This is a genomic window from Peribacillus frigoritolerans (genome assembly GCF_030676415.1).
GTDB classification, from domain to species: domain Bacteria; phylum Bacillota; class Bacilli; order Bacillales; family DSM-1321; genus Peribacillus; species Peribacillus frigoritolerans_A.
In genome coordinates, this window is the sequence record NZ_JAUUTW010000001.1 from 50,369 (window position 1) to 65,854 (window position 15,486).

The window sequence follows — 15,486 nt, forward strand, 5'->3', positions numbered from 1 at the left end:
CTGCCCTCATTCATCTTCATATCGTGAGAGCGGTTTATTGAAGAGCAACCAAGTCCTTGATTTCTTCTGTGGAAAGTTCGGTGATCCAGTTGTCACTGCTGATGATCTCGTCGTTCAGGGCTTGCTTTTTATCAAGCATCTGGTCGATTTTTTCTTCCAGGGTCCCTGTGCAGATTAGCTTATGAACGTGAACGAAACGCTGTTGCCCAATTCGGTAAGCACGGTCGGTGGCTTGATTTTCAACAGCTGGGTTCCACCAGCGATCATAGTGAATCACGTGGTTTGCTTCCGTAAGATTAAGACCAGTGCCGCCTGCTTTCAACGAGAGTATGAAGATGGGGAATTCCCCATCTTGGAATCGGGTGATCATTTCATCACGCTGCTTCTTGTTCGCACTCCCGTTCAGGAACGGCACTTCAAAGCCATATCGTTTTTCCAGCAATTCTTTAATCATATTGCCCATCCCGATATATTGTGTGAAAATGAGACAGCTTTCATCCTGTTCGCGGACAGCATCGATAAGCTCGGTCAGCTTCTCTAGTTTGCCTGATCGGGTAGGCGCCTTCATGATGTTTTCCTTTTCCGTCTCTTTTAAGTAAAGAGCTGGATGATTGCAAAGTTGCTTGAGCTTATTCAGCATCTGAAGGATGATGCCTTTTCTTTCAAAGGCAGACAGTTGTTCGATATCAGTGAATGTATCTTTTATCAGTTGTTCATACAACGATGCTTGCTCAGTGGTAAGCGGTACGAATTCCTTTTGTTCTTGCTTATCCGGAAGATTAAGAGCGACTTCTTTATCGCGTTTTGTACGGCGAAGTAAAAATGGCTGTATCAAACGCTGCAATTCCTTGATTTTACCCTTCTGTTCATCACGCTCAATGGTCGCCACATACTTTTCCTGAAACTGACCTAGCGTTCCGAGATAACCTTTATTGATGAAGTCGAAAATCGCCCATAGCTCACTTAAACGGTTTTCCATCGGCGTACCCGATAAGGCGATATGATGTCTGCCATTTAGCTTGCGGACCGCTTTGGATTGCTTCGTTTGGGCATTCTTGATGTTTTGTGCTTCATCAAGGATAACGCTGCTCCAATGGATGGAGGCCAGTTCAGCCACATCTTGGTGAGTCAGTCCATATGATGTTAAGACAATATCATGATCGGCTGCCAGTTTAGTAAATGTTTCACCTTTAGCACGATTCGATCCGTAGTGAAGGTGAACTTTAAGTGATGGTGCGAATTTTTCCAATTCCTTTTGCCAGTTGCCAAGCACCGATGTCGGGCAGACGATGAGCGCCGATTGTACAGAGACGGATTCAGGGGCAGTGGTAATGACCTCAGCCTCATCACTGCTCTCTGCGCTACTATCCTCTTCGACGATGATCGGTTCTCTCTTTTGTTCGTCCCTGGGGGCGGTGGGCAGCTCTTTACCGGCTCCTTCTTTGCCTTTCACATGAAGTAGGTAGGCAATCATCTGGACGGTTTTTCCAAGTCCCATATCGTCGGCTAGACAAGCACCAAAACCATGCTCCCTTAAAAAAAGGAGCCAGCTCATGCCAAGTTTTTGATAGGGGCGTAAATCACCTTGAAGTGCATTAGGGACGGGCAGGATGGATATGTTTTTGGTTTCCCGGAGTCTTCCCACCATTTTACGAAGCTCCTGGTTCAATTCAAATTGAATCCTGAGCATTTCGTCGTTTTCAGAATCGTTATCGCCATCTTCATTTATGCCATTCAACAGTTCCTGCTGCAGCAAGTCAGTCAGTTGGATGCCTTTTTCATTAGCTGTTTCCATCAGCTCCTGAATTTGTTTAATGAAAGCTGGGTCAAGCTTGACCCATTGGCCGCGGATGAAGACAAGCCGCCTTTTTTCATTGACGAGCTCCTCGAACTCCGCCTCAGTGAGCTCTTTGCCATTTAATGAGAACCGCCAATCAAAGTCCATTAAAGCTTTTAACCCGACATAAGACGGACCGCGGCTCGATTGGCTCTTCACTTTCGCCTTGACCTTCAATGAGGACTCCTTCAAGGCAAGCCACCACGATGGAAGGAGAATTTCGACGCCAAGAAACAGGAGCTTTTCGCTTGCGTCGGTCAAGAACTCCCATGCATCAGTTTCGGAAAGCTCCCTTTTCAGACGGCCATTCTCCCCAAGCCAAGGCACAACGAGTTGCCAGCGTTTCGTAGCACGCACCACTTCACTTGCATACTTATTCCAGCCGCGCGGCAGTTTTTTTCCTGTATATGTTTCAATGATATTCTCATCCCTTTTGGAACGAAGGGTAACATCGAGTATCCAAGGCCCATTGCCATCAGGAGGCTCAGTTAAACGGAGACCTATAGTGAATGGTTTGGGATCGGGTAGGGTACCGAGCCATTCCTGCCAGCTGTCTTTGTCAAAAAAGGCCTGCAATTCTTCGGGAGAGAGTCGTGTATCCTTTAATGCCCCGACGGCTTCACTCCATTTATGCTGCATGGGTGAATAGTTTTTTAAATACATATTAGCGGCACCGTTATACCACTTTTCGATAAATGTACGGTTTGTTTCCAGTTCAGGTGAAGGGAGATCCAAAGATATTTCTTCTTCCCAAAAGGAAGGGACGAATTCCTCTTCCACTTCTTCCGGCAGCTTCCAGCCGATGGAGTCCAACTGAAGATTAGTGAAATCCGGTACGGGGATTCCAGCTTCAATGGATTCATGAAGAACGGGAGCTGCTGACAGGCAAAGGGAGGATATCTCGGACCATTCCCATTCTATGAAGGAGTTAAAGCTTTCCCTCGCAAAAAAGTTGAGAAGCCCCCAAGCGTCAAGAATGAATACTTGATTTCCATCCACTATATCCGTAGTCATTTTAGTACCATAAAAGCTTGCGTCATCCCAGTTGAATAACAGCCTGCGTATATAATTCGTAGTGAGGAAGGTATTCTCTTCATTGACGACACCAAGGGCGTAAGTTCCGTTTTCGAGAGCCGCTATTTTGATTTTTAATTTTCCTGGATTAAACATCGATAAGCTTACCCCTTTTTAGTTCTTCTTGGAAAGCGCGAAGCCGTTTGGTTGAATCTGCTACATAAAGTATATAACGTTCGAATACGTCTTCCTTTTTGCTCTTTTTATAGATGGTGCGCATCCTTTTCAAATAACGGACAGCTTGCTTATAAGCAGGCCGATTTTTCAAAGAAACTTTTTCCTGGACCGCATGATAATAGAGGGGCAGGATTAGTTCCGGTTCTTTTGAGACCACTTCTTTGATGGATTCACTGCTGATTAAGTCAATGCTGATTTCTGAGTAAATATGCATCTCCACCCATTTTTTATATTGTCCTTGTTCAAAAAGGAAATTTGCATAGTTCCAATAGCTGTGCGGAAGGGTGGCCCTGTAAAATTTCTCAAGCAAATCGGTCCGTTTTAATTTATAACAGCAACTGTTAATTAAAGTCGTAAAGGTCCGGACGAAATCCACCCGTTTATAATAATCGGATAAACCGGCAAGGAACTCCTGGACATTATTATTGATGAATTCAATGAAAGGAATGGCCCGTGACCGGTTTTCGGATTCAGCCAGGAGATTCAGCCAATAAAAAATGTATGGACAGGCTTCCTTCTTCAATTCATGAAGAAGCTTAATCGCTTGTTTATCATGGTTATCCAAAAGGGATAGGTGAATGGCTGCGAGGGAATAGGACGTCCTCTCAGTGGTGCCCATATACTTCTCGGGAAGTTCTTTATTGATTCGTTCCAGTTCCTCTTTACGCCATGAGGAGTTGGAGAATAAGTAGCTCCATATCTCCCGGTAGAGGTCGATCTTTTCGTATTCCAGGCCTTCTCCTCCATCCAGAAGTTTAGCTACATCTTCCTTGATGCTGAAAACGAAGGGATCAAAGGCGAAGGGCCTTGCTTGCCTGCTGAGCGGCTGTACCGTTTCATGCAGCTCTTCTGCCAGGTCGATGGCAAGTGCATAAAAGACCCTGATCGTTTGCGTTTCACTTTTATGCAGCTGAATCATTCTCAGTGTCTGCTGCATTGTGCAAAATTGCGTAACGAAATGATAAAGCAATTTCCATTCCCTTTCCATTGGAGCTTTTGAGCTAAGGCGTTTAAAGTAAGTTTGTATATGATTTTCAATCATATAAGTAGCCTCGCCTATATGAGGCTCGACATGTTCCGCAAAGGCATCATTGACGAATTGCTTCCATGATGGATAGCTTTTATCTAAGATGATGGATTTCCCTGCCTCCTGTTTAAGTAATTCACTTGCCCGTTTCACCTGCTGCAGTGCTTGGGCGGGTGAGGTGTTTTTTGGTGCTTTCCATTCGCTCAGCCATTCGGAAACACTAGCGTGTTCAGAATATGCAGAAAAGAAAACGGCCATTTGATGCCGGCAAATGAACCTTGAATCACATGTACAGCTTCCATCCTGAGGGAAGAGGAGATTCAGCCTGGCCTTAAAGCGTGTCTCATCCTGTACCTCAGCCGCAATCGTATCCACCGCTTCTTCTTTAATATCAACGAGCCCCTGACGGTATAACTGGAGCCCTTGATTCACCACATCCGAATCTTCAGGATCCCCGGCCTCCAAAAATTCCGCCAGCCGCTCCCCAACTAACAACAACTCCCGCTCCATACTCTCCTCCTTCAGGGACAAGCCCTGTTTACCAAAAATATATTTTTGTATGATCAAGAACCATTAGTACTTTAACTTATCGTATACCGCCTCGGGTTACCGAGGATTTACATTCTGGGCACGGCATATATATGACATCCCGAGATCGAATGCTGGACTATGGCCGTTTTCTTTACGTTCCAATCCATATAATCGAACAACCCATCACAGATTCTGGCCGTATATTCATAAAAACCCTGTAAAAGTCAATATCGTCAAAAATCCCCTTGAATATAAGCGGTTCGGATATAAACAGGAATAACTGGCAATCACGTTAACATGCCTGAAATCCTTCATCCTCATTACGCTTCACAAAACTAAGTGATGAGGGGCCGGAACCTTTTAAAAGTCCGTTTTTTGAAGCATCTCTTTATTATACTTCATTTTGACTTGGAATTTAAAATGTAGAATGGTGGTTTTGAAAATGATGAGTGTGAGATTATACATATTCCTGGTGAATGGGAAGAGCCATTCCCGTGGGAATGGCTATAAAATATAGAATTAGTTTATTTTCATTTCGTTCTTCCAACTGTCCAACTTTTTATTGATGAATGTAACAAAGGTATGATTATTTTGTAAATTGAATAGAAACGCTGACTTTTCCAAGTACTCTTTTGCTTCTTCAAAGTTACCCACGAGTTCAAAATTGTAACCTAAATGGTAATGTAAATCCGCTAAAGCATATAATTGATCATGTTCGAGGCACCACTTAATGGCATCTTGGCAGCAGGTAATGGACTCTTCGTATCGGCCCAGGCGTGTTAACACTCTGCCAAAATTATAGGATAGGCGGGTCTTTAGTGTTTTATCCGTCAAAAAGGGCAGGGCTTTCAAGTGATCTAAAGCTTTCCTTAACAAGGCGAATGCATTTTCGTACTGTTCTTCGGCAACATACATTACGCCAAGACTGCTTAAGATTTCAAGCTCCCGTTCAGAATAAATTTTATCGGTCGTATGAGTAATGGCGATGGCCCGATTGATGAATTCTATGGCTTTATCTAAATCTTTATTTTTTTCATATTCGTATATTCCCTTGTGCCAAAGAATCAACTGATGATTCTTTTTATTCTGAAGAAAGAGGGGACTGTTTTCCTCAGCCTTTACAATTTGCTGCATTTCCTCATAATTTCGGGTTCTTCTGGCTATTTTTAATTGATATATCACTTCTTCCACGTAATCCAGCCTAGGGGTCATTCCAATATCGAAAAAATAGTTTACATCAACGCCTAAACGTTGGGATATTAAGTAGAGAGTGGATGCATATGGATAGACATCGCCCTTTTCAATCTTACTGATCTGTGCTTGAGTACAAATACCGGATGCCAACTCTTCCTGGGAAAGCCCGATTTGTTTACGTAGCTCTTTGATCTTTTGTCCAACTGCAAAAAAATCCATTTTGATTCTCCTTAAAATATGCCTAGAGTTATATTTTGTTATGAAAAATCGGTGAAAGCGGTATGTACAGGTCCTGAACGGTTTAAATAGATTCTTTAGTCGAAATATATGGTTTTAAGAATTGTGGTTAAATATAACTATAGAATTATTTTCTATTTTAACCAATATTTTTTTAAAAGAAAAGGAGGAATGACCTATGAAAAAAAGTACTAAAGCATTAGTCGTATCTTTTCTTATCATCGCTGCTTTTGTTATTGTCCCAAGCGAATTACCAGGCCTTTACGCAGAACTTCCAGGTTTATATAAATAAGTATTGAAGCTTCTCTATCAATCATTCAAGCATCTTCAATTGAAGATGTTTTTTTATTTTCATTAAAATGATTATTCTTTTGCGCATATTCCTATAGTTATAATTATCCATGAAATGGGAGTGTAAGGTCCATTTGGTAGGTGGGGAAGAAACGTAAGCGTAGTTTGTAACGCCTATTTCCTTTTAATGATTTTGTTATAGTGTAAATAACAAAACGGAGAGAGGTGTAAAGTTAATGATTGATATTAATATGAAAGTTCAACCCTCTTTTTACGATGATGAATGTGCCATTGTGTTTTCTTTTTATTTTGATAAGGCAACCAGGAAAATTGGTGAAGCTGTGGTGTACACATGCCAAAAATCAGATGAAAAAGAATACAGCCAAGATCATATAGATACAGATGTACAAGAAAAAATCGCTTATCTTAAAGAGTTTTCCATTGTAGATGAATATCAGGCAACCTCGATGGAGAAAATTCAACATTTCTTGAATGTAATCGGTATCAAGAAATGTGTAAAGCACAACCTTCAGGGAAATGAAATCGCATTTTAAACGATAAAAACTCATGACATCCCACATGTCATGAGTTTTTACCATTTAAATGAGAGTTTTGAGCATTCATTTTCTTTTTGATGAAATCGCTCATTTGTTTCCGTTCACTTGGTTTAGCGTTATTTGATCTTTCAAAAAATTTAAAGTGTTGTTTATTACTATCGGTTTTCATGATGTCTCTCCTTTGCTTTTTTTTATTTACCCATTTCTCATTATTTAAAACATGATTTTCATGATAAAGGGATAAATTAATGAACAAAAGATTTCATAATTATTCCTATAGTTATATTTTCATCTGTGAATCCGTGTATATAAGGATTTATAAGATGATAATAACAGGTAAAGCCCAAATATGGAGGAATTTCGTGTTTTATCATACTTAAAATAAATGCTAAAATGGTCCGAATATCGGATTTTCATTAGAAACATCAGTTTCTAGTACCCTAAAGTGAAGAGGGTTGAAGAACTCTTTTCGATGGCCCCCGAGCACTTGCTTGGGGGATCTTTTTTTTGGATAATTTGTCCACTTTATTTCTATAATATGTTTCGTTTTGTTTGTATATACATGGGTAAATATAAGAAACAAGATGAATTAACCTGTGTTCATCGCAGTTTAATCGGAGGAATATATTTTATGGATGTGAAAGTAAAGAATGATCCCACGAAGCGAACTTTCCAGCAGTACATTTTTCCATTTACGCTTGAAGGTAATAAGATTGAAAAATTTGTGGAAAAGTTGTTTGAGGACAATTTCGTTTTTTTGAACCTGAAAGATATGGAACAACAAGATCAATTTTACGGCGGCCATAAAGTTTCGCACCGTAAACTGGAAAAGTATTTCATGCCTTACATCGAGCCGATTTTATTTCCGGGTAATGCCAAAAAGAAGGAAGGCTTACGGCGTTTCACGAAAAAACTGGATATTGAATGTACCTTCGAATCACCCTATCTGAATACCCCATTTATTATTAACTCTATAGATATCTTCATATGCCCATTTCATATTGGCATGATGAATCTTCGTGTTACTTTACCTGAAGGGCTTGCACATGATGATGTGCTTTATTTTGGCGATACATTCCGAATCCTCGAACCGATTGCTGATGATGAGGAAAAAACGAAAGTAGGCTATCGGAAAAATCAGTATGAACAGGTGAAGGATTTCATTTTCAATGAGCTATTGCCGCCAATTGAGGAATATATGGATGAAGAACAAGCAGACCCGACATATTTTGGCAGTTTGCCCTTCTTCATCGATGAAAGAATGTACGTGATCAGTTATACTGCATTTCCTGAGGATCGTGAAATTTCTAAAAATGACTTATTCCGGATCAGTGAGCTGAACGGGTATGACAATGATGGTGTGCCATATATAGGCGCATTAAACCCTGATTATATAGAAAAGTATTATGAAGGAAGGGTATATGACAGGTGGGGCAAGGAAACCTATTATATAACTAGCATGTATCATTTCGCATGTGTCACGAAAGCGACAGGTAAACTGGAACAGGAACTGGCGAGCGAAATGTATGGCCAGCATTTTTATACAGTGTTGCTTTTCTTCTATTATAAAATCGTACTGCTTAAATTGGCTCATGAACATTCCCAGATTGATGTGGAAAAAGATCAATCGGATACGGAACAGCTGATTTACATGATCACTGAGTTTTCTGCAAAGTACTTATTCACTGAAGTTAATAGTACGGCAATCGGTAAAGAGCTATTCAAAAAAACGGATGAAACCTTCAGGATTGCGCCTCTCTACAGAGAAGTGAAGGAAACTCTTTCCTACCTTTATCAAAATCAGGATAAACTGTCTGGGAAAAGCAGTAATTATCTCTTGCAAATACTAACGATTTATACGGTTGTCTCCGGGATATTCGGAATGAATCTATATATTGAAGATTGGAAAGGGAATTTACCGTGGAAAGCTTATATGCATTACACCTTATACGAATGGGTAGCTGTCATTGTGACGACAAGCGGCCTAGTCATTTCTTGTATCCTGGGCTTTTTCTTCTTGAAAAAATGGCTGCAAGAGAAAAAAAGCCGAAAAAAAAGAATGCTTTAAAGTCCTGTACAATATGTACAGGACTTTTGTTTTAGAAAAAACATGGTTAAATAGAAAAATGAAGAAATTCGGCATGCAAAATCCCCCATTCCCCTAATATTTTGCTAAACTATAGGTATATCATTCTAACTATTCATTAGGAGGAAATCATGAAGAAACTAGCTTTAGTTTCCAGCTTATTGTTGATGAGCGTTTTGTTTCTGGCCGGATGCTCGGATGAGCCAAGTCCGGAAGATCGCTTTGCGGCATACACGAAGCTTTGGAATAAACAGGATTTTGCGAAGATGTACGAGTATCTGTCACCTGAGACAAAGAAAGAAATCAGTGCGGATGAATTTGAGAAGCGTTATGAAAAAATCTATACGGGCATAGAAGCCGACCAATTAAGGGTGGACTATAAACAGCCAAAAGAAGAAAAAGATCATAAAGATGGAGAAAAGGTAAGCCTTTCATATACCGTTGATATGTCCACTATGGCGGGTGCTGTCAGCTCTGACCATAAAGCGACACTTGTCAAGGAAGGGGAAGGCGAGGAAGAAAATTGGTACATCAAGTGGGATGAAAGTTACATATTCCCTCAATTGGAAGCCGATGAGAGGGTATCGGTTGAAACGTATCCAGCCATTCGCGGGGAAATTGTCGATCGAAATGAACGCGGCCTTGCCATGAATGGAACGGTAGCAGAAGTGGGAATCGTGCCAGAGAAAATGGCCAACGAATCTGAAACAGTTAAAAAGGTCGCTGGAATCCTCAATATGTCCACCGACGAAGTGAATCAGAAATTAAAACAATCATGGGTAAAGCCAAGCTATTTCGTGCCCATCAAGAAAGTGTCAAATGATAATACCGCAACCTTGGAAAAGCTATTGAGCATTGCTGGGGTATCTGTCAATAATACGGAAGAGCGTATATATCCGTATAAAGAGGCTACTGCCCATCTAATTGGATATGTCGGTGAGGCATCGGCCGAGGATCTGGAGAAATTGAAAGGAAAAGGATATACCGCAAGTGACGTCATTGGCAAGCGAGGTCTTGAGGAAGTGTTGGAAGCTCGGCTTAAAGGTGAACCTGGCGGTAAAATCTTTATTAAAACCGAAGATGGCGAAGAAAAAGTGATTGCTGAAAAGCCTGCTGAAGAGGGAGAAACAATTACCTTGACCATCGACGCTGAGCTTCAAAAGGATATCTACAAGCAATATAAGAACGAAACCGGATCGGCATCGGCAATTGATCCGAAGACAGGCGAAACGCTTGCACTTGTTTCAAGTCCGTCATTCGATCCTAATAAATATATTTTCGGGATAACAAAAGCGGAACAAAAAGCGCTTGAAGAAGACCCGAGAAAACCACTTTTGAACCGCTTCAGTTCGACGTTTGCACCTGGTTCAACCATTAAGGCCATCACTGCGGCAATCGCTTTGAAAAATGGTGTGGACCCGAAAGAGTCGATCAATATCCAAGGGAAAACGTGGGCCAAATCGACATGGAAAGATCATTCCATTACAAGGGTGTCGGACCCCGGTGTTCCAATCGATATGGAAAAGGCATTAATTTATTCAGACAATATTTACTTTGCCCAAAAAGCTTTGGGGCTTGGAAAGGATAAGTTCACAAATGGACTCAAGGCATTCGGATTTGATGAGTCTTTGAATTACGATTATCCGATCAAAGCATCGAGTATCGGTAAGATTGACAGTGAGGGACGCTTGGCAGATGCCGGATATGGTCAAGCGCAAGTCCAAATGAGCACGCTCCATCTCGCCATGACCTATTCAGCCTTCTTGAATGAAGGAAACATCCTGGCACCTTCGTTAATAACGGGAGATAAAATAGAAAAGAAAATATGGAAAGAAAATGCGATATCAGCAGACCAAGCATATCAGGTCACCAAGTTGCTGACACAAGTAGTGGAACATCCTAAGGGAAGCGGACATGGAATAGATGATCTTGGCATCAAAATCGCTGCCAAAACGGGAACTGCTGAAATCAAGGCATCCAAAAATGCTGACGGAACAGAAAATGGCTGGTTCGTTGCCATGGACACAGAAGACCCGGAACTTCTGATGGCATGGATGATGGAGGATGTAAAAGGACGAGGCGGCAGCCATGTCGTTGTCGATCATATGAAACCGGTATTGAAGAAGTATCTGAAGTAAAGAAAAAAGTCACCCATCAGCAAGCATTCACCATTGAAAAGCAGGACATGGTTTCTTCCATGTCCTGCTTTTATTTTTTTACACGTTATGGATCCCAATTTGTTACGACAAAAAAGCTGGACTTGAAGGATAATGAGTCGTACTTACAGAATGTAAAAAGAGAGTTCAGTAACCTACAAGTAAACCGCAATTCCAATGTGGTCCTGAAATCATGATTTCTGCAGCAGTGACACTCCAGGCCGTTATTTTTCTTTTGCCAATGGATTGAACAGGATTAATTCAAAATCTTAGAAAGATAAATGGAAAAGGAATGAGGATGAAAAGGAATGGGAAGTTTAAAGTATTTGTTTATCGCTTTCTTTATCATTTTGTTTGCATTTCCTTCTCATGAAGCAACGGCAGCGGAAGCGGAAGAGAATGCAACGATGGAAGTGAAACTGAAGAATTATTTGGGGAATAGAACCAGCGTTAAAATAACGGCAACCGGGGACTACCGTACTTCAGGGGGAGAGATATTCATCAAGGGTGGTGAAAAGCTGACTTTGAAAGTGGAGTCGGCTGAACTTGCCGTTTACAAAGGTTTTAAGAAAACGGGATCTTATGCTTCCTTTAAGGTAATGCCAGTTAAACCCAATGCTTCATTGTCCATAGACGGCCGTCCGTATCAAGGCTCATTTTCATTTACAGCGGAGGACGGTTACATCCGGCCAATCAATCATGTTTATATTGAAGATTATCTAAAGGGCGTTGTCCCGCTGGAGATGCCCGCACTATGGCATGCCGAAGCCTTAAAAGCACAGGCGATTGCCGCCCGGACTTATGCACTTCGCCATCAATCCACAATAATTGATGATACGGTTTCTTACCAAGTATATGGAGGGGCTGCCGGCCACTATCGAACTAATTCAGCCATTGAACAGACAAAGGGCATGGTAATCAAACATGATGGCGAAATAATCGAAGCGTTCTTTTCCTCAAGCAATGGAGGAATGACCGAATCGAATTCAAATGTTTGGTCAAGTGGCAACCCTCTTGCGTATTTATCTATAAAACAAGATTTCTATGATCCGAAAACCAATTGGGCGATAACGCTGGACAAGCAGCAAATCGACCTGTCAAAAATAGATTTATCCAAACCGGAAGAATGGTGGACAAGTGTAGAGGAAAAAGATAAAACGGTTGTGCCGAAGCTGAAGGTTTGGCTGAAGAATAATGGATATGCGAAGAAAGATATTAAAATAACGGAGATTCCCTTGTTAACATTTACAGATGAAAAAACGGGAGGCCGTGTTACGAAAGGCTCCATCCAACTGAATTTCTATGTAAGGGATCTCGTTGATGACAGGGGAAAACTTTTGCAGCAAACGGTTAAGCTTACTAATGTAGAAGCCTCCAAAGTCAGGGGTATGGTGGGGCGAGAGGTGATGAAAAGCTATCTGATTGACCATTCAGCCTCCGGTCACTCCAAAATTGCTATTGAAGGGTCTGGATATGGGCATGGTGTCGGGCTAAGTCAGTTTGGAGCGAAAAATAGAGCAGAAGCAGGACAATCATATCAAGATATTTTGGGGTTTTATTATCCTGACACAACTATAGAAAAGGAATATGGACCAGGTGCTGAATCTAAAACGGATCTTGTCGTAAAGTCGGAACCGAATTCAGTAAACATGAAAGCGAAGACGGATCATATAAATGATGAGGTTGGAATCACATATTCCCTGAAAGAAGATGCTATGGTAACCCTCACGATTAAAGATGGTAAAGGTAAAGCCTTAGCTACCCCAGTCCGTAACCAAACCATGAAAAAGGGTACCCATTCAGCAATCTGGAACACAAAAGCGGTAAGTAACGGTACATATAAAGCAGAAGTATCAGCAATGGACCGAGGCGGGAATGAAGGCTTGGCAACAACTGCGATTAAGATCAGTAGAGATACGTCGGCACCGAAAATCACCGATGTCAACACATCGGGTGATTACAGTACCGAGAAAGCGAACATAACGTATACAATTAATGAAAACGCTAATGTAACAGTGGAAATCAAGAACAGTAAAGGTAAGGTTGTCGGCATCCTTTCTGAAAGGCAGTTCAATAAAGGCAGGCAATCAGCAACCTGGGATTTCAAAAATATGTCCAACGGGATATTTACAGTGAAAATCTCAGCAAAGGATGAGAGTGACAATCAGAAAACCATTTCAACGAAAGTCTCGATTAGGAAGACGACGGGAATAGTGACAGCAAGCGAATTATCTATTAAAGAAAGTAGGAATGCATCTTCTGAAACGGTCGGAAATCTATACAGGGACCAAGCCGTAACGATCCTGGCTCAACAAGATGAATGGTATAAAGTGAAAAAGGGAAGCCAAATTGGGTATGTATTAAAAAAACATGTAAAAAAATGAATGGTGGGACGTCACGTATGGCGTCTTTTTTTTGATCTTTTTTATAAATGGTATTAAGGTTCTTCATCAAGTGTACGAGTAAACGCCGCAAACTCACGAGTAAAAGCACCAAATTCACGAGTAAAAGGCGCAAACTCACGAGTAAATGCAGCGAACTCACGAGTAAACGCCGCAAACTCACGAGTAAATGCTGCAAACTCACGAGTAAAGGCGTAAACTCACGAGTAAATGCACCAAATTCACGAGTAAAAGGCGCAAACTCACGAGTAAACACACCAAACTCACGAGTAAACGCCGCAAACTTACGAGTAAATACACCAAACTCTGGGATATCGAACAATTTCGTTAGTAATTACCCTTAAACTTCGGGAAAATTTCCCGAAACTTGAGCTAACGGACCTCAATAGATATGAATACCGAAAAAATCCAGTTAATGAGATAGAATTTTAAAAGAGGAATGAATGTATGTATTCATTCCTCTTTTGTTTTATGCTGACCGGGTGTGAACGGAACACCGGCGGCTTTTGTGATGATTTTCGAAATATCCGTATTTTCAATGACTCCATCAAAGGCTTCACTGCCTGGACCCGAGGCGAAAACGGGAATCATATTGGCTGTGTGCCCTCCTGTGGAACTGGCCGCCCGTATGCTTCGATCAGCTACACCCGCCTTATGATGCCTGGCGATGGTGCTTCCGATTTCCCAATCAATTTGATGCTGTGGATAGACAAGCGTTCTATTCTTTCTTACGTTATCGATGAATTGATCGACTTCCTGATGCGTAAGGGATATATGTGCATACTTCTTGAATGTTGAAACGACACTTTCTGGATTGATTTCATTATTTTTATCGAATGTAATCTGTTTGGACATATATTCGGATGAAACCCTGATTTTTTTCAATGCAGTGATATCCATTGTTTCAGAAGCGGAGGTCCCCATTGTTTCGTGGTCTGCAAGTACAACAATCAAAGTATCATTTCGATTTTTTGCCCAATTTACAACCTCTTTCACGGTTTGGTCAAATTCGATCGTTTCTTTCCATATTCCAGTAATATCGGCTGCATGCTCCATATGGTCAATACGAGCACCTTCGGCCATCAAGAAGAATCCCTTATCACCGCGGGATAAAATATCCATCGCTTTGGATGTCATTTCGGGCAGGGATGGCTCTTGAGAATGTAATACTTCTTTATCCAGTTTGAAATTCATATAGGTAGGGTTAAATAATCCTAAAAGTTTTTCCCGTTTATTAATGGAACTAAGTTCTTCTTTAGTCGTCGTAATCCCATAGCCAGCTTGTTTGAATTTAGCGATTAAATCTTCGCCATTCTGCTTATCCGCCTCGAAATAACTGGCACCTCCGCCGAGAATGACGTCGATCCGGTTTTCAAAGAGCTGCCTCGCGATATTTGCGCCACCTGTCCAGCGGTTAGGTACACTTGCACCAAAGGCAGCGGGTGTGGCATCGACCACCATATTGGTTGAGATGATCCCGACTTTTTTTCCATTGTTCTGAAACGCATCCAATACGCTATCCACCTCGGAACCATTGGCATCGACACCGATTGATTCATTGTTGGTTTTTATACCAGTTGCAATTGCGGACCCTCCTGCTGCCGAGTCAGTGACGTAATTATTGGCGGAATACGTGCGCATCAGAGCAACATGCTCCAGTTTTTCTAAATGGAGAACACCTGTCTTTCCATATTCCAATTGCCGGGCAATTTCTATTGCCCCTACCCCCATGCCGTCGCCAATCAGCAATATGACATTCTTGGGGGTGTTTTTTGTCTCTGCTTGAATAGGGGAGCTCATGCAAATAAAGCAAATAATAAGAACGAATAATCCAAAGTGATGAGGCTGTGTAAGTTTTAGAATGAATTTTCTGCTTGTCTTATTCATCTGTAATCCTCCATTGGGTGAAAGTCTTTC

The 15,486-nt window shown here is 41.4% G+C and carries 9 protein-coding genes; 4 read left to right on the forward strand and 5 right to left on the reverse strand.

Annotated elements, in window-relative coordinates; all coding sequences use genetic code 11:
* Positions 1–34: 34 nt before the first annotated feature.
* The 3 genes from Q8G36_RS00245 to Q8G36_RS00255 form a co-directional block, all read right to left on the reverse strand.
* On the reverse strand, positions 35–3,007 hold the full coding sequence (locus Q8G36_RS00245; protein WP_305158446.1) for a DEAD/DEAH box helicase: 2,973 nt from the start codon (positions 3,005–3,007) through the stop codon (positions 35–37).
* The gene (locus Q8G36_RS00250; protein WP_305158447.1) at positions 3,000–4,625 is read right to left on the reverse strand and encodes a hypothetical protein; all 1,626 of its coding nucleotides are present in this window, start codon (positions 4,623–4,625) and stop codon (positions 3,000–3,002) included. The genes Q8G36_RS00245 and Q8G36_RS00250 overlap by 8 nt, the downstream gene beginning before the upstream one ends.
* A 540-nt stretch (positions 4,626–5,165) precedes the next feature.
* Entirely contained in the window at positions 5,166–6,059 is an 894-nt protein-coding gene (locus Q8G36_RS00255; RefSeq protein ID WP_305158448.1) for a helix-turn-helix domain-containing protein, read from the reverse strand.
* A 545-nt stretch (positions 6,060–6,604) separates the two neighbouring features.
* Here Q8G36_RS00255 and Q8G36_RS00260 point away from each other — a divergent pair.
* Positions 6,605–6,922 (forward strand): hypothetical protein, encoded by a 318-nt coding sequence (locus Q8G36_RS00260; protein WP_305158449.1) that lies wholly within the window; start codon positions 6,605–6,607, stop codon positions 6,920–6,922.
* 28 nt (positions 6,923–6,950) lie between these two features.
* On the opposite strand, the gene Q8G36_RS00265 is transcribed toward Q8G36_RS00260, so the two are convergent.
* On the reverse strand, positions 6,951–7,094 hold the full coding sequence (locus Q8G36_RS00265) for a hypothetical protein (RefSeq protein WP_305158450.1): 144 nt from the start codon (positions 7,092–7,094) through the stop codon (positions 6,951–6,953).
* 462 nt (positions 7,095–7,556) lie between these two features.
* Here Q8G36_RS00265 and Q8G36_RS00270 point away from each other — a divergent pair, with 462 nt between their 5' ends.
* The 3 genes from Q8G36_RS00270 (at position 7,557) to Q8G36_RS00280 (ending at position 13,551) form a co-directional block, all read left to right on the forward strand.
* Positions 7,557–8,993, forward strand: coding sequence for a hypothetical protein (locus Q8G36_RS00270; protein WP_305158451.1), 1,437 nt, complete (start codon positions 7,557–7,559; stop codon positions 8,991–8,993).
* Between the two features lie 149 nt (positions 8,994–9,142).
* A complete protein-coding gene (locus Q8G36_RS00275) occupies positions 9,143–11,149 on the forward strand; it encodes a penicillin-binding transpeptidase domain-containing protein (protein WP_305158452.1) in 2,007 nt (668 codons plus the stop codon).
* A gap of 326 nt (positions 11,150–11,475) precedes the next feature.
* Complete coding sequence (locus Q8G36_RS00280; RefSeq protein WP_305158453.1) at positions 11,476–13,551, forward strand: SpoIID/LytB domain-containing protein; 2,076 nt, start codon at positions 11,476–11,478, stop codon at positions 13,549–13,551.
* A 471-nt stretch (positions 13,552–14,022) separates the two neighbouring features.
* On the opposite strand, the gene Q8G36_RS00285 is transcribed toward Q8G36_RS00280, so the two are convergent.
* A complete protein-coding gene (locus tag Q8G36_RS00285) occupies positions 14,023–15,456 on the reverse strand; it encodes an alkaline phosphatase (protein WP_305158454.1) in 1,434 nt (477 codons plus the stop codon).
* Positions 15,457–15,486 lie beyond the last annotated feature (30 nt).

Bases quoted from the DNA above. Each gene is read 5' to 3' on its own strand.
- Q8G36_RS00270 (WP_305158451.1), top strand. From the start codon at position 7,557: ATGGATGTGAAAGTAAAGAATGATCCCACGAAGCGAACTTTCCAGCAG.
- Q8G36_RS00275 (WP_305158452.1), top strand. From the start codon at position 9,143: ATGAAGAAACTAGCTTTAGTTTCCAGCTTATTGTTGATGAGCGTTTTG.
- Q8G36_RS00280 (WP_305158453.1), top strand. From the start codon at position 11,476: ATGGGAAGTTTAAAGTATTTGTTTATCGCTTTCTTTATCATTTTGTTT.
- Q8G36_RS00260 (WP_305158449.1), top strand. From the start codon at position 6,605: ATGATTGATATTAATATGAAAGTTCAACCCTCTTTTTACGATGATGAA.
- Q8G36_RS00285 (WP_305158454.1), bottom strand. From the start codon at position 15,456: ATGAATAAGACAAGCAGAAAATTCATTCTAAAACTTACACAGCCTCAT.
- Q8G36_RS00265 (WP_305158450.1), bottom strand. From the start codon at position 7,094: ATGAAAACCGATAGTAATAAACAACACTTTAAATTTTTTGAAAGATCA.
- Q8G36_RS00245 (WP_305158446.1), bottom strand. From the start codon at position 3,007: ATGTTTAATCCAGGAAAATTAAAAATCAAAATAGCGGCTCTCGAAAAC.
- Q8G36_RS00250 (WP_305158447.1), bottom strand. From the start codon at position 4,625: ATGGAGCGGGAGTTGTTGTTAGTTGGGGAGCGGCTGGCGGAATTTTTG.
- Q8G36_RS00255 (WP_305158448.1), bottom strand. From the start codon at position 6,059: ATGGATTTTTTTGCAGTTGGACAAAAGATCAAAGAGCTACGTAAACAA.